The 20,954-nt window shown below is 36.8% G+C and carries 22 protein-coding genes and 2 pseudogenes; all 24 read left to right on the top strand.

Annotated elements, in window-relative coordinates; all coding sequences use genetic code 11:
• The 24 genes and pseudogenes from TZ90_RS04440 (at position 1) to aguA (ending at position 20,946) form a co-directional block, all read left to right on the top strand.
• Positions 1–711, top strand: coding sequence for an ABC transporter ATP-binding protein (locus TZ90_RS04440; RefSeq protein WP_045611708.1), 711 nt, complete (start codon positions 1–3; stop codon positions 709–711).
• A complete protein-coding gene (locus TZ90_RS04435) occupies positions 704–2,263 on the top strand; it encodes a putative ABC transporter permease subunit (protein ID WP_045611705.1) in 1,560 nt (519 codons plus the stop codon). The genes TZ90_RS04440 and TZ90_RS04435 overlap by 8 nt, the downstream gene beginning before the upstream one ends.
• An 18-nt stretch (positions 2,264–2,281) precedes the next feature.
• Complete coding sequence (locus TZ90_RS04430) at positions 2,282–2,503, top strand: DUF1648 domain-containing protein (protein ID WP_045611703.1); 222 nt, start codon at positions 2,282–2,284, stop codon at positions 2,501–2,503.
• Positions 2,500–2,841, top strand: coding sequence for a GntR family transcriptional regulator (locus TZ90_RS04425; protein ID WP_045611701.1), 342 nt, complete (start codon positions 2,500–2,502; stop codon positions 2,839–2,841). Before TZ90_RS04430 ends, TZ90_RS04425 begins: the two co-directional genes overlap by 4 nt.
• A gap of 167 nt (positions 2,842–3,008) precedes the next feature.
• Positions 3,009–3,752 carry a CPBP family intramembrane glutamic endopeptidase gene (locus tag TZ90_RS04420; protein ID WP_045611700.1) on the top strand — a complete coding sequence of 248 codons (744 nt, stop codon included), beginning with the start codon at positions 3,009–3,011 and terminating at the stop codon, positions 3,750–3,752.
• 356 nt (positions 3,753–4,108) lie between these two features.
• Entirely contained in the window at positions 4,109–4,726 is a 618-nt protein-coding gene (locus TZ90_RS04415) for an RpiB/LacA/LacB family sugar-phosphate isomerase (protein ID WP_045611699.1), read from the top strand.
• 203 nt (positions 4,727–4,929) lie between these two features.
• Entirely contained in the window at positions 4,930–5,700 is a 771-nt protein-coding gene (locus tag TZ90_RS04410) for an alpha/beta fold hydrolase (protein ID WP_045611698.1), read from the top strand.
• A 47-nt stretch (positions 5,701–5,747) separates the two neighbouring features.
• Positions 5,748–5,876: pseudogene (locus TZ90_RS09900) on the top strand (ADP-ribosylglycohydrolase family protein); the annotation flags it as partial.
• Between the two features lie 217 nt (positions 5,877–6,093).
• Positions 6,094–6,474 carry a GntR family transcriptional regulator gene (locus tag TZ90_RS04405; protein WP_045611697.1) on the top strand — a complete coding sequence of 127 codons (381 nt, stop codon included), beginning with the start codon at positions 6,094–6,096 and terminating at the stop codon, positions 6,472–6,474.
• A complete protein-coding gene (locus TZ90_RS04400; protein ID WP_045611695.1) occupies positions 6,467–7,315 on the top strand; it encodes an ABC transporter ATP-binding protein in 849 nt (282 codons plus the stop codon). Before TZ90_RS04405 ends, TZ90_RS04400 begins: the two co-directional genes overlap by 8 nt.
• The gene (locus tag TZ90_RS04395) at positions 7,315–7,944 is read left to right on the top strand and encodes an ABC-2 transporter permease (protein ID WP_045611694.1); all 630 of its coding nucleotides are present in this window, start codon (positions 7,315–7,317) and stop codon (positions 7,942–7,944) included. The genes TZ90_RS04400 and TZ90_RS04395 overlap by 1 nt, the downstream gene beginning before the upstream one ends.
• Positions 7,945–7,987: 43 nt before the next feature.
• Positions 7,988–8,842, top strand: coding sequence for an ADP-ribosylglycohydrolase family protein (locus tag TZ90_RS04390; RefSeq protein WP_045611692.1), 855 nt, complete (start codon positions 7,988–7,990; stop codon positions 8,840–8,842).
• 111 nt (positions 8,843–8,953) lie between these two features.
• Complete coding sequence (locus TZ90_RS04385; RefSeq protein WP_045611689.1) at positions 8,954–9,835, top strand: diacylglycerol/lipid kinase family protein; 882 nt, start codon at positions 8,954–8,956, stop codon at positions 9,833–9,835.
• A 63-nt stretch (positions 9,836–9,898) separates the two neighbouring features.
• Complete coding sequence (locus TZ90_RS04380; RefSeq protein ID WP_045611687.1) at positions 9,899–10,390, top strand: phosphoribosylanthranilate isomerase; 492 nt, start codon at positions 9,899–9,901, stop codon at positions 10,388–10,390.
• A 176-nt stretch (positions 10,391–10,566) separates the two neighbouring features.
• Positions 10,567–12,306 carry a glycoside hydrolase family 13 protein gene (locus TZ90_RS04375; RefSeq protein ID WP_045611683.1) on the top strand — a complete coding sequence of 580 codons (1,740 nt, stop codon included), beginning with the start codon at positions 10,567–10,569 and terminating at the stop codon, positions 12,304–12,306.
• Between the two features lie 86 nt (positions 12,307–12,392).
• Complete coding sequence (locus tag TZ90_RS04370; protein ID WP_045611680.1) at positions 12,393–13,265, top strand: DUF4300 family protein; 873 nt, start codon at positions 12,393–12,395, stop codon at positions 13,263–13,265.
• Positions 13,266–13,451: 186 nt separating this feature from the next.
• Positions 13,452–13,763, top strand: a complete 312-nt coding sequence (locus TZ90_RS04365; protein ID WP_045611677.1) for a hypothetical protein — start codon at positions 13,452–13,454, stop codon at positions 13,761–13,763.
• A gap of 3 nt (positions 13,764–13,766) precedes the next feature.
• Positions 13,767–14,483 (top strand): alpha/beta hydrolase, encoded by a 717-nt coding sequence (locus TZ90_RS04360; RefSeq protein ID WP_045611675.1) that lies wholly within the window; start codon positions 13,767–13,769, stop codon positions 14,481–14,483.
• Position 14,484: 1 nt separating this feature from the next.
• Positions 14,485–14,598 (top strand): annotated as a pseudogene (locus TZ90_RS10210) (type II toxin-antitoxin system death-on-curing family toxin); the annotation flags it as partial.
• Between the two features lie 561 nt (positions 14,599–15,159).
• Positions 15,160–16,620, top strand: a complete 1,461-nt coding sequence (locus tag TZ90_RS04355; protein ID WP_045611673.1) for an aminotransferase class I/II-fold pyridoxal phosphate-dependent enzyme — start codon at positions 15,160–15,162, stop codon at positions 16,618–16,620.
• Positions 16,621–17,481: a polyamine aminopropyltransferase gene (gene speE / locus TZ90_RS04350; RefSeq protein WP_000366713.1), complete on the top strand. Its 861-nt coding sequence runs from the start codon at positions 16,621–16,623 to the stop codon at positions 17,479–17,481.
• Positions 17,478–18,737, top strand: a complete 1,260-nt coding sequence (locus TZ90_RS04345) for a saccharopine dehydrogenase family protein (RefSeq protein WP_045611672.1) — start codon at positions 17,478–17,480, stop codon at positions 18,735–18,737. The genes speE and TZ90_RS04345 overlap by 4 nt, the downstream gene beginning before the upstream one ends.
• A complete protein-coding gene (gene nspC / locus TZ90_RS04340; protein ID WP_045611671.1) occupies positions 18,737–19,864 on the top strand; it encodes a carboxynorspermidine decarboxylase in 1,128 nt (375 codons plus the stop codon). Before TZ90_RS04345 ends, nspC begins: the two co-directional genes overlap by 1 nt.
• Positions 19,861–20,946, top strand: coding sequence for an agmatine deiminase (gene aguA, locus TZ90_RS04335; protein ID WP_045611670.1), 1,086 nt, complete (start codon positions 19,861–19,863; stop codon positions 20,944–20,946). The genes nspC and aguA overlap by 4 nt, the downstream gene beginning before the upstream one ends.
• The last annotated feature ends 8 nt before the right edge of the window (positions 20,947–20,954 follow it).

Here is a 20,954-nt window from a genome sequence, read left to right as displayed (position 1 = left end):
ATGTTAGAGATAAAGAATTTTAGTAAAAGTTATGGGGATAAGAAGGTTGTGGATAACCTATCTATTTCAGTACAGCCTGGAGATATTTATGGTTTTATTGGAGCAAATGGTGCGGGAAAAACGTCAACGATAAAGGCAGTTGTCGGTATCCATGATTTTGAAGACGGAAGTATAATTATCAACGGTCATTCTATTAAAGAAGAACCTGTTATTTGTAAAAAAATGATGGCGTATATCCCAGATAATCCAGATTTGTATGAACATATGACAGGACTTCAATATATTAATTTTATTGCTGACTTGTTTGAAATTCCTACAAAAATACGCAGGGAGAGAATCCAAAAATACGGTGATTTATTTGATATGACTGAGCATCTTTCGGGGATTATTTCTTCATATTCACATGGTATGAAGCAACGAACAGCCATTATTTCTGCACTTGTACATTCTCCCAAACTGTTGATTTTAGATGAACCTTTTGTTGGGCTAGATCCCAAAGCAACTTTCCTACTAAAGAAAATTATGCATGAGTGTGTTTCAGATGGAGGTGCTATTTTCTTTTCAACCCATGTATTGGATGTTGCGGAAAAATTATGTAATAAGATTGCCATTATCAAAAATGGAAAGTTAATTGCAAGTGGCAATACAGGAGACGTCAAAGGTGATGAATCATTGGAGGCATTTTTTATGGAGGTTCAGGACAATGAGTAACATTTGGATGTTGCTTAAAGCGCAATTGATTAATTTCTTTCCTATTAACGAGATTAGAGATTCAGGAAATAAAAAACAAAGTTCAATGGCTATTGCGAGTTTTGGTATAATAACTCTTTCCTTATTTTGCTTTGTTTATAATATACTAACAGCGAAAACATTGGTATACGTCGGACAGCAGGACTTGATACCGGCATATATGGTCTCTGTATCAAGTTTTTCAATATTATTTTTGACTGTCTTTTATTCGAATGGCATTTTATTTGGCAGTCGAGATATGGAAATTCTCCTATCCTTACCTGTTAAAAGTTCGTATATTATCACCAGCAAGTTCATGTTTATGTACTTATTGAATTTTTTAATAGGCTTGATGTTTATGCTTCCAGGTGGAATTGTATGGGGCTTGAACGGAAGTTTAAACCTCCTACAGATTATATTGTATTTTACTTCTATAATTTTTGCCCCTTTGATCCCCATGTGTATAGCGACATGCATGGGAATCGTTATTGTTGTCGCTTCATCTTTTTTTAAAAGAAAAAATGTTATCTCTCTTATTTTTTCATTTGCGATGTTAGGTATAATTGGATATTTTGCATTATCAGCTTTGCAATCAGGTGATGAAAGTAGTATTGGGGTTACTCTGGCTAAGCAAATTACTGGACTGTATCCAATTTCTAGACTATTTATGTCATACTACAATTTTCCAATGTACTATGGGATGGGATTTTATATAGTTCTTTCAATAGTCGTCTTTTATCTATTTGTCAAAATTGCTTCGTTGAAGTATGGAATACTTAATACACTTGCCAATACAAAATCAAGATATGCTAATGACAAAGTATCTTATGAAAGAAAATCGGTATTTTTTGCCTTGTATCAAAAAGAGCTTGGACGATTTTTAAGTTCTTATATGGCAGTCTTGAATGCTGGGCTTGGAGTGATTCTTTTATGTGTCTTTAGTATATCTTTCCTGTTTAATTCTGTAGGGCAAATAGGAAATTCTGCAGGAATTGAAAATATAAATGAGTATCTTTCAAACTTAGCTCCCGTCTTTATTTCATCTATGCTTTCACTCAGTTGTCCAGCAGCTTCATCTATGTCTTTAGAGGGTAAAAATATTTGGATTTTGAAAAGTTCTCCGGTTGAGGTAAGAATGATTTTAAATGCTAAGATAGCTGTCAATCTTACACTTCATTTGATTGGATATATGATTTCTGTATCTGTATTTGTGCTAAAACTAGATATGAATCTCATTCAAGTCACGAACCTAATTATTGTTCCTATATGTTACTCCTTTTTTATAACTGTAATCGGAATTGCATTAAATAAAAAATATCCTAACTATGATTGGGACAGTGAGATGATAGTTGTCAAACAAAGTCTTCCTGTTATTGTAACTGGAATTATTGGTATGATTGCGCTTATTACGCCACTTTTGCTTAATTGGCTGTTTAATCTTCCGATTATATTTGTTTTACAGGTAGTATCAGTAGTTTTATTGATTATTACAATCGGTGTTTATTTAACAATAAGCAAGTCAAATTTTATCTAGTTAAAGGAGAAAAATAAGATGAAAAACAGACTGATAAAAGATATTTTGGTGTTATTAGTAATGCTAGCTATAATAGTTGTTATTTGTAGATTTCTCCCAGAAAAAGTTCCGATTCATTTCAATGCAAAAGGAGAAGCAGATATGTTTGCAAATAAATACTATCTTCTACTAGCTACAGTTATCCTCTATTCTGCATATTGGAAGTTTGTTAGGGAAAGTGATAATAAAAAGATTAAATGAAACCCCATCTATATTTACAAATTTCATCAAAATTAAGAACGACTATTTTAAGAGGTGATTATGCACCTGAACAACAAATTCCTTCAATAAGGAGATTAGCAGAAAACGAGAAGTGTAATCCGGCAACTGTCCAAAAAGCAATGAAAGTTCTCGAAGAACAGAATTTGATTATTAGCTGTGGAACATTAGGATATTTTGTCATAGCAAGCGAGCAAGAAATAAAGGAGTTAAGATATCAAGAATCTAACAAGCTAGTGAAAATTTTGTTTGAAAAACTAGGTGAGCTAGGCTTTTCAGAAGATGAGATTGTCAATTTATTTTTTAGGAAAGATGCTTAGAAGAAGTTGAATGGAAATTTATTAGGATCATTTGTGAAAGTATAGAAAAGCCTTGATTGTAAGGCTTTTTTTGTGTTTTTATGATAGAATATAGGTAGTTATAATCGAGAGCAACTAAGAAGCGGAAAAAATATTATTCATTAAATAATCAAGATTAGGAAGATAAAATGACAGAAATTGACAAAATGAATTTAAAAAATTATCTTTATTTTACATTTGGAATTACTTATATAGCTTGGGGGCTTCTTGCCATATTTACTCAATCTCATATTTTGGGATTAGAAACATTTATAGGGAGAATGTTACATATAGTAGGTGCACTTGGTCCAGCTATTGCAAGTGGCTTTTATTTGAAAAGGAATAATATAAAATTTAAACATTTTGTATTTAATAAAAGAAAAAATAGTAGTATTTACTTCATTATTCATTTGTTAGCAATTTTGATACTATTCTCTGTATCTTCCTTAGAATTAAACGGAGTATCAATTTATCTGATGCCACTATTCTTTATACAATTAATTTTTTTTGGTGGTGGACATGAAGAATTAGGATGGAGAGGTATATTACAACCGTTACTTGATAAAAAATATACTTATTGGCAATCTAATTTGATTGTAGGATCAATTTGGGGGATTTGGCATCTGCCTTTATGGTTTATAGTTGGAGAAAGCCATCAAGGATTTCCTTTTATTTTATTTTTTATATATACATTATTTTTAAGTTTTGTTTTAGGGCTTCTTTATCGTCAAACGAAATCTGTGGGGTACTGTCTATTATTTCATGCGTTCGCAAATTTGTTAAATCTCTATTTTGTGTTAAAAATTAATGTTATTTTTATCATCATTTTTATTGGTTATTTGATTTATACGATATTAGCAAGTAATAGAATTAGTAAGGAAACAACATTTTAAAATTTAGATCAGGATATCCATTATTGAAAGTAACGATTTGCTAATTAGATGATCTATGTTAGAGAATTTTCTATTATAATTTAAAGTGGAGTGATGAATATCGTTTCTTTTGGAAGTGGCGAAAATCTTTCCGTTCCACAATATCATTCTAAAATGATTTTTACTGCCTTTTGTTTATTAGTAATAAAAGAAAAATATTATCACATGTGGAGGCGGTAGTGTTGATGTCAAAAGTTGCAACCAGTGAATAAATGAAGTGTAGAAAATAAAGGCTTGTTCAATTCAATATATGATGAATTACCGGCACCCAAACCAAAGAAAAAGAAATAATTAAATTAGAAGTAGTAGGTGAAATGATGAGAATCGGAGTTATTCAAGCAAGTTCGCAAGCGACTAAAAATCAAATAATCTATGATGCTGTATTAAGGTATGCTCCAAAGAAATCTGAGGTTATAAACTTTGGCTGTACGATGGAAGAAAATGAAAAATACTCGTATATAGAAATTTCTATTCTTATAGGTATCTTGTTGGCAAGTAGGACAGTTGATTTCGTTGTTACGGGCTGTTCTTCCGGACAAGGAATGATGCTTGCTTGTAATAGTATGCCTGATGTCATTTGCGGGTATGCACCTACACCGAATGATGCCTATTTATTTGCTCAGATTAATAATGGAAATGCGATATCATTACCATTAGGTGAAGATTATACATGGTCAGGGACTGAAAATCTTGAAAGAACAATAGAAGCTCTTTTCTCGGAGCCATTTGGGCAAGGATACCCCAAGAGTGAGGCAGAGAGAAAGGTAAGAGATGCCGAGAAACTTAAAGAAATAAGAAGAATCGGGCAGGTTCAGTTTGAAGAATTCGCAAATGTACTAGATATATCATTGTTTGAATCAATAAAGAGGAAACAGAATGTAATTCAGAATGTAAAGGCGTATGGGAAGAAAGAAATAGCTGATTTAATGAAATGAGTAAATCACAGTTTGTCGGGGTAATACCTTTTAACGATAACCTTATGCTATTGTCAAAAGGTTTATAGACATGTTCCCACATACATGTTCACTTGGCATACATAGTGTTCACTCGTTTTATGTCGAGTGTGTGGTACTGCTTTTAAGAGCTGATTGAACAAGGAAAATTAGCTAGTGAAAGTCCTACAGTAAGGAGTTTAAACATGAAATTCCATGAATTTGGTAATAAGAATTTGCCTCCTATTTTACTGATACATGGTGGTGGCAGTTCTTGGTGGAATTATCTTCGTCAAGCACGAATCTTGTCAAAAGAATATCGTATTATTCTACCCACTTTGAATGGCCACGGCGAGGAATATCAACTTGATTATGTTTCTACTGAAGATTCTGCTTTGGAGATTCTAGACTATATCAAAGCAAACTGTAGTGGGAAATTGTTTGCAATCGGTGGTGTTTCACTTGGTGGTCAAATTGCCATGGAGCTTTTGTCTTTAGACAGTGAAATTGCTGAGAAGGCCATTATAGACGGAAGCCTCTGTATTCCTCAACCAAGGTTATCTAAAATCAGCATCTTTCTAGTGTCTCTATTTGGTAAACTGATGTTCAATAAATTCTCTTGCAAACTTCAGTTAAGTATGATGAACAAACTCTATCCTAAACTGGCCTATCCAGAGGAAATAAAAGCTTATTATTTGGAGGATCTGCCAAGGACACCTGTCAAAACATTGGTAACCATTTACAAAAACTATATGGGGCGTTACAAGCTGAAAGATATGATTTCTGCTAGCAAGGCTCAGGTTCTGTATATCTATGGTGAAAAAGAATTGAACTGTGTCAAAGCATCGGCGAAATTATTTCAGCAGCTACATCCAAATACGATTTTGTATGAAGCAAAGGGCTATAATCACGGCTATTTGTCAGCTTACCTACCTCAAGAGTGGATTGATTTGGTGGCACCATTTTTAAAGAGTTAACCATTGGGAATGTGTAATAAATCTGATATGACACAAGGAGGAATCTGATGCTAGGAGCAATTATTGGAGATATTGTCGGTTCTGTTTACGAATGGAACAATATCAAAACAAAGGACTTTCCTTTATTTCGTAAAGACTGCTTTTTTACAGATGATACGGTTATGACCTGTGCTGTTGATGGTAAAAACGTATAAAACTGTGAACGAAAGTGATTAAGAAAAGCCTTGATTGTAAGGCTTTTTGTTATATAAAAAATTTAAAGTGAAAAGGAATCAATTTAAACAATAATGTGTCTCATACAGATTGTTAAATATTGAACTTATATAGCTGTTATGATATAATATAAACAGATAAAACAGAGATAACAGTTGGATAGTTAGGAGGATATGGAGGGTGAATATACAGATTGATAATTCAAGTGATAATCCGATTTATTTACAGATTAAAAATCAAATAAAGGCTCAGATCATTTTGGGAGAATTAAAGGTTGGCGAGCAATTACCATCAATCCGATTTTTAGCTAAAGAACTTCGAGTGAGTATGATAACTGCTAAAAGAGCTTTTGATGATCTAGAACTTGATGGTTTCATTAATTCAGTTCAAGGTAAAGGTAATTTTGTTGCAGCTCAAAATAAAGAGCTTATTCGAGAAGAATATTTGAAACGAATCGAATCAAAAATGCAAGATATTCTTGAGCTTTCAGCGATTGCAGGTGTTACCAATGATGAGTTGGTAGAGATGTTTAGTAGTTATATGGAGGGAAAATATGAGTGATTTTGCTATTGAAATCAAAAACTTGGTTAAAAAATTTGATGACTTTACATTAGGACCGATAGATTTTTCTATTCCTAAAGGCTCTATTGTCGGGTACATTGGCCAAAACGGGGCTGGTAAAAGTACAACCATAAAATTATTGTTAGGATTACTTAGGAAAGACTCAGGAGAAATTAAAATTTTAGGTTATGATAATCCTAATAGTCTTGAATTGAAAGATAAAATTGGAGTAGTGTTTGATGATTTATTAGTGCCGGAAGAAATGACACTCGTTGATTTGGAAAAATTTTGTTCAAGGGTATATTCAAAATGGGACAGAGAATTTTTCTATCAATTAAAAAAGAAATTTAAATTATCTGAAAAACAGGCTATTCAAAGTTATTCTCGTGGAATGAGAATGAAATTATCGATGGCAGTAGCTTTATCTCATAAAGCAGAAATTCTCATTTTGGATGAAGCTACAAGTGGATTGGATCCGATTGTACGGGACGAAATTTTAGATTTTCTTCTTGACTTTATTCAAGATGAAAATCATACAATTTTAATATCGTCACATATCCTATCAGATTTAGAGAAAGTGGCGGATTATATTGCTTTTATCAATGATGGTAAAGTACTTTTTGTTGAATCAAAGGATGAACTCAAAGAAAACTATGCTATCTGTACTTTATCTAATGAAGAAGTTAAAAATCTTGATGAGGAAGCTATAATTGGGAGAAGGATACACGCATTTGGACAAGAGATGCTTGTTAAAAGAAATTTTATTCCAGATGGAATCAGATTACAAAAACCTTCTATCGAAGATATTATGATATATTTTTTGAAAGGAGATAAAAGATAATGACTGCATTGATATTAAAAGATATAGCTACTTTAAAGAAAACACTACTATTAACGATTACTCTCTGTATTGCACTCATTGTTTATGGGGTATATGAAAATGAAATTTTTATGATACCGCTTATTTGTACTATGATACCGTTAATTTTAACTGCTATCGCTTTGGGCTATGATACGAGATCGAAGTTTGAACAATTTGCCTTTTCCATGCCTATTAAAAAGAGTAGCTTTGTACTAAGTAAATTGTTTTTTGCGTTTGTTTTTGGATTAGTAGGTTCAGTTTGTTTATTTGTTCAATTGGTAATAAAAAAAGAGATGTTAATAGACAGCATCATATTTATCTCACTAATTACATTAGTTGTAAGTATTTTGATATCAGCTATTCAACTTCCGTTTATCCTTAAGTATGGGGCTGAAAAAGGTAGGCTGATCATGGTTATAACATACTTTACAGTATTTGCTCTATCTAGTTTTTTTAAAGCAAAATCAGATTTACTGACTAATGTTGTGGAGTTTTTCTTAAAGAATTCGAGTTTAATGATTTTTATTGGAATGGTTTTTGTCAGTATTGTTATCATAGGAATTGCTATAAAAATATCTATTTTAATTATGGAGAAAAAAGAATACTAGAGAAGTTGAGAGTAGATTATAAAAACTTAGAAGGAGGAATCTCATGCTAGGAGCAATTATTGGAGATATTGTCGGTTCTGTTTACGAGTGGAACAATATCAAAATGAAGGGCTTTACTTTATTTCGGAAGGACTGCTTTTTTACAGATGATACGGTTATGACCTGTGCTGTTGCAGAAGCGATTATGAACGGGGGACAAAAAGACGACTTCATTGACGCGATGAAGAAATATGGCAGACTGTATCCGAATGCTGATTACGGTGCTCGGTTTAATGCATGGCTAAATAGCGATAACCGTGAGCCTTATAATAGCTTTGGGAATGGATCAGCTATGCGTGTTTCTCCATGTGCTTGGGTCATGGACTGTGGTTTTTATGCGAGAACTGGTATGTGGCCATCATCTAGAGGACTTGCGTGTCTTTCTGCAGAGGTAACCCATAATCATCTAGAAGGTATTAAAGGTGCAATGGCTACAGCTGATGCTATTTTTCTATGTCGTTTTTACTTTGGTAGTTATTGTAGAGAATACGAGCAATCAATTAACGACAATCCTAGGGAGTGTAAAAGACGGATTAAGGATTATATAGAGAAGGAATACGGCTACAATCTATCTCAAACTTTAGATGAAATCCGTCCTAACTATCGTTTTAACGAAACATGTCAGGAAACTGTCCCTCAAGCCATTATCGCCTTTCTTGAGAGTACAGATTTCGAAGATGCGATAAGAAATGCCATCTCACTTGGTGGCGACAGTGATACACTCGCAGCAATCACTGGCAGCATTGCCGAGGCAGCTTATGGTATTCCTGACTGGATAAAGGATAAGGCCTTTTCTTACTTGGATGCCCCCTTAAAAGCTGTAGTTATGCGATGGGAAAATAGAATAAAATTATATTAATCTCCAGTACGTCATATTTCTCTTTTCTGTATTTTCATTGTATAATGAGAGTACATTTAGTTGCATACGACGAAATGTAAACATTTCTATTTAAAATTAAGGAGAACATTAATGAAAAAGGCAATGTTAATTATCAACCCTACCTCTGGTGGGGAGAAGGCTTTAGATTACAAAGAAAAGCTGGAGAATAAAGCAAAAGAATATTTTGAGCACGTAGAAACCAAAATTACCGAAAAAGCTTTGGATGCAACACATTTTGCTAAAGAAGCTTCTCGTGAGCAGTACGATGCAGTGGTTGTGTTTGGTGGAGATGGGACTGTCAACGAAGTCATTTCGGGTATTGCTGAGAGAGACTACATTCCTAAGTTAGGGATTATCCCAGGCGGTACGGGTAACCTCATTACAAAACTTTTGGAAATCAATCAAGACATCGATGGCGCAATTGATGAACTCGATTTTAACTTAACCAATAAGATTGATATCGGAAAAGCGAATGACAATTATTTTGGTTATATCTTTAGTATCGGTTCTCTACCTGAAGCGATTCACAATGTTGAAATTGAAGATAAGACAAAATTTGGTATTCTTGCCTATGCTGTAAATACCATGAAGTCTGTCATGACGGATCAGGTCTTTAACATTAAGGTTGAGACAGAAAATGGAAATTATGTTGGTGAAGCGAGCCATGTTTTGGTTCTCTTGACAAATTACTTCGCTGACAAAAAAATTTTTGAAGAAAACAAGGACGGCTATGCCAACATTTTGATTCTGAAAGATGCCTCTATATTCTCCAAATTATCCGTCATTCCTGATTTACTAAAAGGGGATGTTGTCGCAAATGATAATATCGAGTATATCAAAGCGCGTAATATTAAGATCTCTTCAGATAGTGAATTGGAGTCAGATGTTGACGGCGATAAATCGGATAACCTACCTGTAGAAATCAAGGTTCTAGCTCAGCGAGTTGAAGTGTTTTCAAAACCGAAAGAGTAAAAGATAAAAATTAGTTTATTATTCACAACGAAATTAAGTTCTATATCAACGATTGGAGGAGGAATGAATTCTCTATTTGATGAATTTCGAACAATTTGTTCTCATTTAAACCAAATCGGAATCACTCCGACGCTCATGGGGTCTTTGGGGTTTGAATACCGATCAAATGAAGAATGGGGGCCGTCTGACATTGACATTCATGTGCCTGGTGACCCTAGAGGTTGGGAAGCACCTGATCATCTCAGAATTTATGAGTGGGACAAGATAATGAAAGTGATGAAACACTTAGGCTATTCCTTAATAGATATTCATGAGCATGAATTCCAAAAAGATGGCCTGAGTGTTGAGTTTGGAAGTATCGATTCTTTACCTGATTTTGCAGGAGTTTCGGAATCGGATATAGAGCTGATTCATCTTGAGAACATCACTTTTCGCGTTCCAAGTTTGGAACAGTTTTTAAGTATTTACAAGGCTTCTTCCCAAGATTCCTATCGAAATGATCACAATAACAATAAGGATTTTAAAAAAATTGAGTGGCTGGAAAGACATTTGTAAATCATCATTTGAAAAGTAGCAAGTTGTAAAACTGGCTGCTTTTTTATTTATAGAACCAAACCACTAGAATCTACGGACAAGCCTTGAAAATAAAATACGAAAGTAGTATACTAGAATCACAATTATGAAAACGTTTGCGTCGCAAATGCAACCAAGTAAATCAGGAGACAAATACAGTGGAATTAACAGCCATTTACCATAGACCTGAGTCGGAGTATGCCTATCTTTATAAGGATAAGAAACTCCATATTCGGATTCGAACTAAGAAAGGGGACATTGAAATCATCAACTTGCACTATGGGGACCCTTTTATCTTTATGGAGGAGTTTTATCAAGATACAAAAGAAATGGTCAAGATAACTTCTGATACCTTATTTGATTATTGGCAGGTTGAAGTGTCCGTTGACTTTGCACGTATCCAGTATCTCTTTGAACTCAAGGATACAGAAGGTCAAAGTATTTTGTATGGCGATAAAGGGTGTGTGGAAAATTCTCTAGAAAATCTTCATGCTATTGGAAATGGATTTAAGTTGCCTTATATACATGAGATTGATGCATGTCAGGTTCCTGACTGGGTTTCAAATACAGTATGGTATCAGATATTTCCTGAGAGATTTGCCAATGGAAATGCTTTATTAAACCCAGAAGGGGCTTTAGACTGGGATTCATCTATCACACCTCAAAGTGATGATTTCTTTGGTGGTGATTTACAGGGGATTATTGACCATCTGGATTATTTGCAAGACTTGGGCATTACTGGACTTTATCTTTGTCCTATCTTTGAATCTACGAGCAATCATAAGTACAATACGACGGATTACTTTGAAATTGACCGTTATTTTGGAGACAAGGAGACCTTTCGGGAACTGGTCGAGCAAGCTCATCAGCGTGGCATGAAAATCATGCTGGATGCTGTATTTAATCATATTGGTTCGCAATCGCCTCAATGGCAAGATGTTGTCGAAAACGGTGAGGAGTCTGCTTATAAAGATTGGTTCCATATTCAACAATTTCCAGTGATGACTGAAAAACTAGCCAACAAGAGAGAGTTGCCTTATCATGCTTTTGGTTTCGAGGACTATATGCCTAAGCTAAATACAGCCAATCCAGAGGTCAAGGAGTATCTTTTAAAGGTTGCGACTTATTGGATTGAAGAGTTTGATATTGATGCTTGGCGTTTGGATGTGGCTAATGAGATTGACCATCATTTCTGGAAGGATTTTCGCAAGGCAGTTTTAGCTAAAAAGTCTGATCTTTATATCCTTGGAGAAGTCTGGCATACGTCTCAGCCTTGGCTAAACGGAGATGAGTTTCACGCGGTCATGAATTATCCTTTATCTGATAGCATCAAGGACTATTTCTTACGAGGTGTTAAGAAGACAGACCAATTCATTGATGAAATCAATTGCCAGTCTATGTATTACAAGCAGCAGATTTCAGAAGTGATGTTTAATCTCTTGGATTCGCATGATACAGAACGTATTTTGTGGACGGCCAATGAAGACGTTCAACTGGTTAAATCAGCCCTAGCCTTTCTCTTTTTACAAAAAGGAACACCTTGCATCTATTCCGGAACCGAGTTAGCTTTAACCGGAGGACCAGACCCAGATTGTCGACGTTGTATGCCTTGGGAACGTGTCTCAAGTGACGATGATATGCTGAACTTTATGAAGAGGCTGATTAAGATTCGCAAACATGCGTCAGCAATCATTCAGCACGGCAAGTATAGCCTCCAAGAAATCAAAGCTGATGTACTAACCTTGAAATGGAATTACGATAACCAAGTCATCAAAGCCATTTTTAACCAGTCCAAAGAAGATTATCTTTTAGAAAAGGAAGCAGTAGCACTAGCAAGCAATTGCCAAGAACTAGAGAATCAGCTTGTGATCTCTCCAAATGGATTTGTGATTTTCTAAAAAGTAGTGGATGAAGATTATGATTTTAAGTTCAATTTATATAGTATAATAAGGCTAATTACTAAACCTGTAAAAAGGAGAAGAAGATGAAGAAATCAAGAAAATTAGCCACATTAGGAATCAGTTCCGTCTTGTTTTTAGGCTTGACTGCTTGTCAACAACAAAATACTACTTTTGAAGGGACGAATCAAAGGCAAACCAGTTCAGCGAAAGTTCCATGGAAAGCTTCATACACCAACCTAAACAATCAGGTAAGTACAGAAGAGGTCAAATCTCTCTTATCAGCTCACTTGGATCCAAATAGTGTTGATGCCTTTTTTAATCTTGTAAATGATTATAATACTATTGTCGGCTCGACAGGCCTATCAGGAGATTTCACTTCCTTTACTCACACCGAATACGATGTTGAGAAAATTAGCAACCTTTGGAATCAAAAGAAAGGCGATTTCGTTGGTACAAACTGTCGTATCAATAGTTATTGTCTTTTGAAAAATTCAGTCACAATTCCAAAACTTGAAAAGAATGACCAATTGCTTTTCCTAGATAACGATGCGATTGATAAGGGGAAAGTCTTTGATTCACAAGATAAGGAAGAGTTTGATATTCTATTTTCGAGAGTTCCAACTGAAGCAACGACGGATGTCAAGGTTCACGTTGAAAAGATGGAAACATTCTTCTCCCAGTTTCAATTTAACGATAAAGCTCGAATGCTATCTGTAGTCTTGCACGATAATCTGGATGGTGAGTATCTGTTTGTAGGCCACGTTGGAGTCTTAGTGCCTGCTGATGATAGTTTCTTATTTGTAGAGAAATTGACTTTCGAAGAGCCCTACCAAGCGATTAAATTTGCCAGCAAGGAAGATTGCTACAAGTATTTAGGCACTAAGTATGCGGATTACACAGGTGACGGACTGGCAAAGCCTTTCATCATGGATAATGATAAGTGGGTTAAGTTTTAATGATACTATAATATATCAGTAATTTAGGACTTTTATTTATATTTTTGATGAGTTGGTGGGTTATTTCAATCGTTAATAGCCAGAAACCACTCTTTAAAGTATTGCTCGTATTTCCAAACAGTCCATTTGTAGTTTTATTTGGATTGGTATATAATTTAACTTAGTGAAAATAGGAGGACTAATTGAATGGAATTAAAAGATTTTACAGAAAAAGAACAGGAAATGATTAAGAAGGGGCTGACGACGTCTAAGATTAGTGACAAGGAAACTGCTGAGAAGATTCTTGCACTAGTACCACAAGACTTGATTAAGAGAATCCCATTTTTCGTCAGAAAACATGCTACGACACGTACGATCAAACGAATTTCTATTGAACACCCTGAGCTCTACGCAGCAGCTCAAACAAGTGGTGAAATTCCAGAAAAAGAACGCGAAGAATTGCAGCAAATTATCACGACTATCTTTGAACAAAAGATGAATAAGCATAGTATTAAGTAGAGAATGAAAAAATATTTTATTGGAGGTCTGGGAAGCAATTTCTATCATAGCAAGGATTTTCTTCAAGAACTAGATTCGCAGATTTATTTTCTAAATCCATATGAAAAGCATCTTCGAGATGAAACAGAATTGAAATCATGGTTTAAAAATGAGATTGTAGAGGAAGAATCTATATGTCTGATAGGTCATTCTCTTGGAGGAGATTTGGCGCGTTATCTTGCATCGGAATTTTATGAAGTGACAAAACTGATTCTTTTGGATGGTGGCTATCTAGATTTAGATAAGATTTTACCTTTAGATACAGAGTTAGAGGAAACTAAAAACTATATTGAATCTCAAGTCGTTTCGGACTTAAATCTTCTTATTTCTAAAGAAAAATCCGAAGCAAAGCATTGGTCAGAAAATATCGAGAAAGCCGTAAGACAGTCCTATCACTGGAATTCTGAGTATAATAGATATGAGTTATCTATAAATTATGAAAATATAGAAGCGATTCTCCGCCTAAGGAGGAAAATACAAGCTTTTAAGAGAGAAGTGGGAGATACCTTGTTTATTAGTCCTCGCTATCCTAATGAAGCTACATGGAGAGAGGAAGCCCTAAAAGAATTGCCAGACTATTTTGATACTATTTTTCTAGAGAACTTTGGCCATGAGCTTTATACTGAAGCACCTAGAGAAGTCGCTAGTCTGATTAATGTGTGGCTCGCTTATTCTCAATGAGCTACTTGTATTGCTTGAAAAAAAGCATGTTTTTGCCAATGCTGATAAACGAACTGCTTTATTCGTTTTGGTGAAATTTATACAATTAAATGGCTATCGTTTTTCTGTTACCATTAATCGTTAAGATACATTTAAAAGAACTAGTGGACTAGTTCTTTTTATATCCGTTTTCACACTATTAAACTTATATAAATCTATATAATACAATATATTTCCGAACAAAAATAGATATTTTTTTAAAAAAGTACTTTACAGAGTGTTTGAAGTATGATATAGTAATAAAGCTTAGAAAATGAGATGATGTTTTCTAGCAAATATAAACCCGAGTAAAAAATGCCTACGGACAGGCAGGGTTGAATGCCGAAGCGTGGTTGAAAAACCACATTATTGATAGGGTTAAAAGCCTACTTTTATAAGTTGATGTTAGGACACTTGTCCTAATTCATAAATTTTTAGTGTGGTGAAAGCACACGTCATCTTGTGAAACGATCAATAAAGTACGTAATATTTGCTACTAGAGAGTTTGGAAACATCGGGAACAGACATACTCAACAGAAACAAACATAAAAACGTCAGAAGATTGCAGAGCAGGTGAAAACCTGCTCTTTTTTCATGAGTCAACCTTTGATGGCCCTCATCATTTTGAGGAGCTAAAAATACGGTAAAGGAGTATGTCTTGAAAGAGTTAGATCAAAACCAAGCCCCAATTTATGAGGCCTTGGTGAAGTTACGCAAGAAACGGATTGTTCCCTTTGATGTTCCAGGTCACAAGCGTGGACGGGGAAATCCAGAACTGGTCGAACTGCTAGGTGAAAAATGTGTAGGCATTGATGTTAATTCGATGAAACCCTTGGATAATCTTGGTCACCCCATTTCGATTATTCGGGATGCAGAGGAGCTGGCTGCAGATGCTTTTGGAGCTAGCCATGCCTTTCTCATGATTGGAGGAACAACTTCATCGGTGCAGACTATGATTCTGTCAACCTGTAAGGCAGGAGATAAGATTATTTTGCCACGAAATGTCCATAAATCTGCTATCAATGCGCTGGTTCTATGTGGTGCCATACCCATCTATATCGAGATGAGTGTGGATTCTAAGATTGGTATCGCTTTAGGTCTTGAAAATGACCGAGTAGCGCAGGCAATTAAGGAGCATCCAGATGCCAAGGCCATTTTGATTAACAATCCTACTTACTATGGAATCTGTTCAGACCTCAAAGGTTTAACGGAAATGGCTCATGAAGCTGGCATGATGGTTTTAGTGGATGAAGCCCACGGAGCACACTTACATTTTACTGATAAACTTCCAATTTCTGCTATGGATGCAGGTGCTGATATGGCAGCAGTTTCCATGCATAAGTCTGGTGGGAGTTTGACACAAAGTTCGCTTCTTTTAATCGGGGAGCAGATGAATCCTGAGTACGTTCGTCAGATAATCAACCTGACCCAGTCAACATCTGCCTCTTACTTATTGATGGCTAGTCTGGATATTTCGCGTCGCAACTTGTCCCTTCGTGGTAAAGAGTCCTTTGAGAAGGTTATTGAACTATCAGAGTATGCTCGTCGTGAAATTAATGCTATAGGCGGTTATTATGCCTATTCAAAAGAGTTAATAGATGGCGTGTCGGTATGTGATTTTGATGTAACCAAGCTGTCAGTTTACACTCAGGGCATTGGCTTAACAGGTATTGAGGTTTATGACCTCCTACGAGATGAATACGACATTCAGATTGAGTTTGGTGATATTGGCAATATCTTGGCCTATATTTCGATTGGTGACCGTATCCAAGACATCGAGCGCTTAGTCGGTGCTTTGGCTGATATCAAGAGACTCTATTCACGAGATGGGAAGGACTTAATAGCTGGAGAATATATTCAGCCCGAGTTGGTATTATCCCCTCAGGAAGCCTTCTATTCAGAGAGAAAAAGTTTGACCTTGGATGAATCTGTTGGACAGGTCTGTGGAGAATTTGTCATGTGCTATCCTCCAGGGATTCCTATCTTGGCTCCTGGTGAACGCATTACTCGTGAAATTGTAGACTATATCCAATTTGCAAAGGAACGTGGTTGCTCCCTCCAAGGGACGGAAGATCCAGAGGTCAATCACATCAACGTCATTAAGAGAAAGGAGAACTAGATGGATTTATGGTTTTCTGAAGTTCATACTCCAGATGTGAAATTGTCCCTGAGAACAGCCAAGCAACTCTACGCTGGAAAAAGTGAATGGCAGGATATCGAGGTTCTTGACACTCCAGCGTTTGGGAAAATACTGATTTTAAATGGGCATGTCTTGTTTTCAGATGCAGATGATTTTGTCTACAATGAAATGACCGTTCATGTTCCTATGGCTGTGCATCCCAATCCCAAGAAAGTTTTGGTTATTGGAGGTGGTGACGGTGGTGTTGCTCAAGTATTAACACTCTATCCTGAGCTAGAACAAATCGATATTGTAGAACCTGATGAAATGTTGGTAGAGGTTTGTCGTGAGTATTTTCCAGACTTTGCTGCAGGGCTAGATGATCCTCGTGTTACCATTTACTATCAAAATGGGCTACGCTTTTTGCGAAACTGCGAAGATGATTACGATATCATTATCAACGATGCGACAGATCCATTTGGACATACGGAAGGGCTCTTTACCAAGGAATTTTACGGTAATAGTTATCGTGCTCTGAAGGAAGACGGCATCATGATTTATCAGCATGGGAGTCCCTTCTTTGACGAGGATGAGTCAGCTTGCCGAAGCATGCACCGCAAGGTTAATCAAGCCTTTCCAATCAGTCGAGTTTATCAGGCCCATATCCCAACCAGTCCAGCTGGCTATTGGTTGTTTGGATTTGCATCGAAAAAATATCACCCTGTCAAAGATTTTGACAAGGAAGGCTGGAAAAAACGCCAACTTTTTACAGAATACTACACTGCAAACTTACACGTTGGAGCCTTTATGTTGCCCAAGTATGTTGAGGACATTTTAGAAGAAGAGGAAGGAAAAAAATGAGTCGTTTACTAGTTATTGGATGTGGGGGCGTTGCCCAAGTTGCTATTTCAAAGATTTGTCAAGATAGCGAAACCTTTACAGATATTATGATTGCTAGCCGTACTAAGTCAAAATGTGATGACTTGAAAGCTAAACTGGAAGGCAAAACAAGTACAAAGATTGAGACAGCTGCTCTTGATGCTGACAAGGTAGAAGAAGTGATTGCCCTGATTGAAAGCTACAAACCAGAAGCTGTTTTGAACGTAGCACTACCATATCAAGATTTAACCATTATGGACGCTTGTTTGGCAACAGGTGTTCACTATATCGATACGGCCAACTACGAAGCAGAAGACACAGAAGACCCTGAATGGCGTGCTATTTATGAGAAACGTTGTAAGGAACTTGGTTTTACAGCCTACTTTGACTACTCATGGCAATGGGCTTATCAGGAAAAATTCAAAGAAGCAGGCTTGACCGCTCTTCTTGGTTCTGGTTTTGACCCAGGTGTGACCAGTGTCTTTTCAGCTTATGCCCTCAAACACTATTTTGATGAAATCCACTATATCGACATTTTAGACTGTAATGGTGGTGACCACGGTTATCCGTTTGCAACAAACTTCAACCCAGAAATCAATCTACGCGAGGTTTCTGCGCCAGGTTCTTACTGGGAAGATGGAAAATGGGTCGAAGTTGAAGCCATGTCTATCAAGCGCGAGTACGATTTCCCTCAAGTTGGACAAAAAGACATGTATCTTCTTCACCATGAAGAAATCGAATCATTGGCCAAAAACATTCCTGGAGTCAAACGCATTCGTTTCTTTATGACTTTTGGTCAATCATACTTGACGCACATGAAATGTTTGGAAAATGTCGGTCTCCTTCGTACGGATACCATGAACTTTAACGGCCAAGAAATTGTTCCAATCCAATTTTTGAAAGCCTTGCTTCCAGATCCTGCTAGCCTTGGCCCACGTACTGTAGGTAAAACCAATATCGGCTGTATCTTTACAGGTGTCAAAGACGGTGTTGAAAAGACCATCTATATCTACAATGTTTGTGACCATCAGGAATGTTACGCAGAAGTTGGTTCACAAGCTATTTCTTACACAACAGGAGTTCCAGCCATGATTGGGACAAAATTGGTTATGAACGGAACTTGGAAACAAGCTGGAGTGTATAATCTTGAAGAATTGGATCCAGATCCATTTATGGAAGCTTTGAATGAGTACGGTTTGCCTTGGGTTGTGGTTGAAAATCCACAAATGGTGGACTAATGAAGCTAGAACAAGTACCAACACCAGCCTATGTTATTGACTTGGCCAAGTTAGAAGCCAATTGCCGTATCCTACAATATGTACAAGAAGAAGCTGGCTGCAAGGTTTTGCTTGCCCAGAAGGCTTATTCCCTCTATAAAACTTATCCCTTGATTAGCCAGTATCTATCAGGTACGACTGCAAGTGGTCTCTATGAGGCCAAGCTAGCTAGAGAAGAGTTTCCGGGAGAAGTTCATGTCTTTGCGCCGGCTTTTAAAGATGCGGACTTGGATGAATTGATTGAGATAACAGACCATATCGTTTTTAACTCAGAGAGACAGTTGCGTAAACATGGGGTTCGTTGCAAGGAGGCTGGTATCAGTGTTGGTCTCCGTATCAATCCTCAATGTTCAACACAGGGTGACCATGCGCTCTATGACCCTTGTGCACCTGGTTCTCGTTTTGGAGTTACTCTAGACAAGATTCCTAGTGATTTGCTGGAATTGGTAGACGGTCTTCATTTTCATACCCTTTGCGAGCAGGGAGCAGATGATTTAGAGACAACTTTGAAAGCTGTAGAAGCGCTGTTTGGTCCCTACTTACATGAGGTCAAATGGCTCAATATGGGGGGCGGACACCACATCACAAGAGAAGGTTACGATGTGGATTTGCTGATTTCTGAGATCAAGCGTATCCGAGAAACTTATAATCTTGAAGTCTATATCGAGCCGGGTGAAGCCATTGCGCTCAATGCTGGTTATCTAGCAACTGAAGTATTGGATATTGTTGAAAACGGCATGGAAATCTTGGTTTTAGATGCCTCTGCGACCTGCCATATGCCTGATGTACTTGAGATGCCCTATCGCCCACCTTTGAGAAATGGCTTTGAGGCACAGGAAAAAGCCCATACCTACAGACTTTCTTCTAATACCTGTCTGACGGGCGATGTGATTGGTGATTATAGCTTTGAAAATCCAGTCCAAATCGGTGACAGGTTTTATTTTGAAGACATGGCCATTTATTCCTTTGTCAAAAACAATACCTTTAATGGTATTGGATTGCCAAGTCTCTATCTCATGGACGAACAGGGAGACTGTAGCTTAGTCAAAGCCTTTGGTTATCAAGACTTTAAAGGGAGATTATCATAATGAACAGTCCAAAAAAATTAGGCTATCGTATGCCAGCAGAGTACGAACCACACCATGGTACCCTCATGATATGGCCGACTCGACCAGGTTCATGGCCCTTTCAAGGAAAGGATGCCAAAAGAGCTTTCAGCCAGATTATCAAAACCATAGCAGAAGGAGAAAGAGTCTATCTTTTGGTGGACCAAGACTACTCAGCTGAAGCCCAAGACTACCTTGGTGATAGCGTTATTTATCTAGACATTCCCACCAATGATGCCTGGGCGCGTGATACAGGTCCGACTATTCTTGTCAATGATGAGGGCCAGAAATTAGCCGTGGATTGGTCTTTCAATGCTTGGGGTGGAGCTGTAGATGGTCTCTACCAAGACTATGAAGATGATAATCAAGTAGCCAGTCATTTTGCTGGGGCCTTGGAAATGCCTGTTTACGATGCGAAACCTTTTGTCCTAGAAGGAGGCGCAATCCACAGCGATGGTCAAGGAACCATTCTCGTAACTGAAAGTTGCTTACTTAGTCCCGGTCGCAATCCTCATCTTAGTAAGGAAGAAATCGAAAATACTTTATTAGAGTACCTTGGAGCTGAAAAAGTTATCTGGCTGCCTTATGGTATTTATCAGGATGAAACCAATGAACACGTTGACAATGTTGCTGCCTTTGTTGGTCCTGCAGAACTTGTCTTGGCTTGGACGGAAGACGAAACTGATCCTCAGTATGCCATGTCAAAAGCAGATCTCGAACTCTTAGAGCAAGAGACAGATGCAAAAGGACGGAAGTTTACCATTCATAAACTTCCAATTCCAGCTCTTCATCAAGTTGTAACCAGAGAGGATTTGCCTGGCTACATCTATGAAGAAGGAGAAGAAGAGCGATACGCAGGTGAACGACTAGCAGCTTCCTACGTAAACTTTTATATCGCCAACCAGGCAGTCCTGGTTCCCCAGTTTCAAGATAAAAACGATCAAGTGGCCTTAGATATCCTCAGTAAGTGTTTCCCAGACCGTAAAGTTGTCGGAATACCAGCTAGAGATATTCTCTTAGGTGGTGGAAATATTCACTGTATCACCCAACAAATCCCAGAATAGGAGAAAAA

It is taken from the genome of Streptococcus mitis (genome assembly GCF_000960005.1).
Classification (GTDB): Bacteria; Bacillota; Bacilli; order Lactobacillales; family Streptococcaceae; genus Streptococcus; species Streptococcus mitis_CK.
This window is presented reverse-complemented; position numbering and strand designations above follow the sequence as displayed.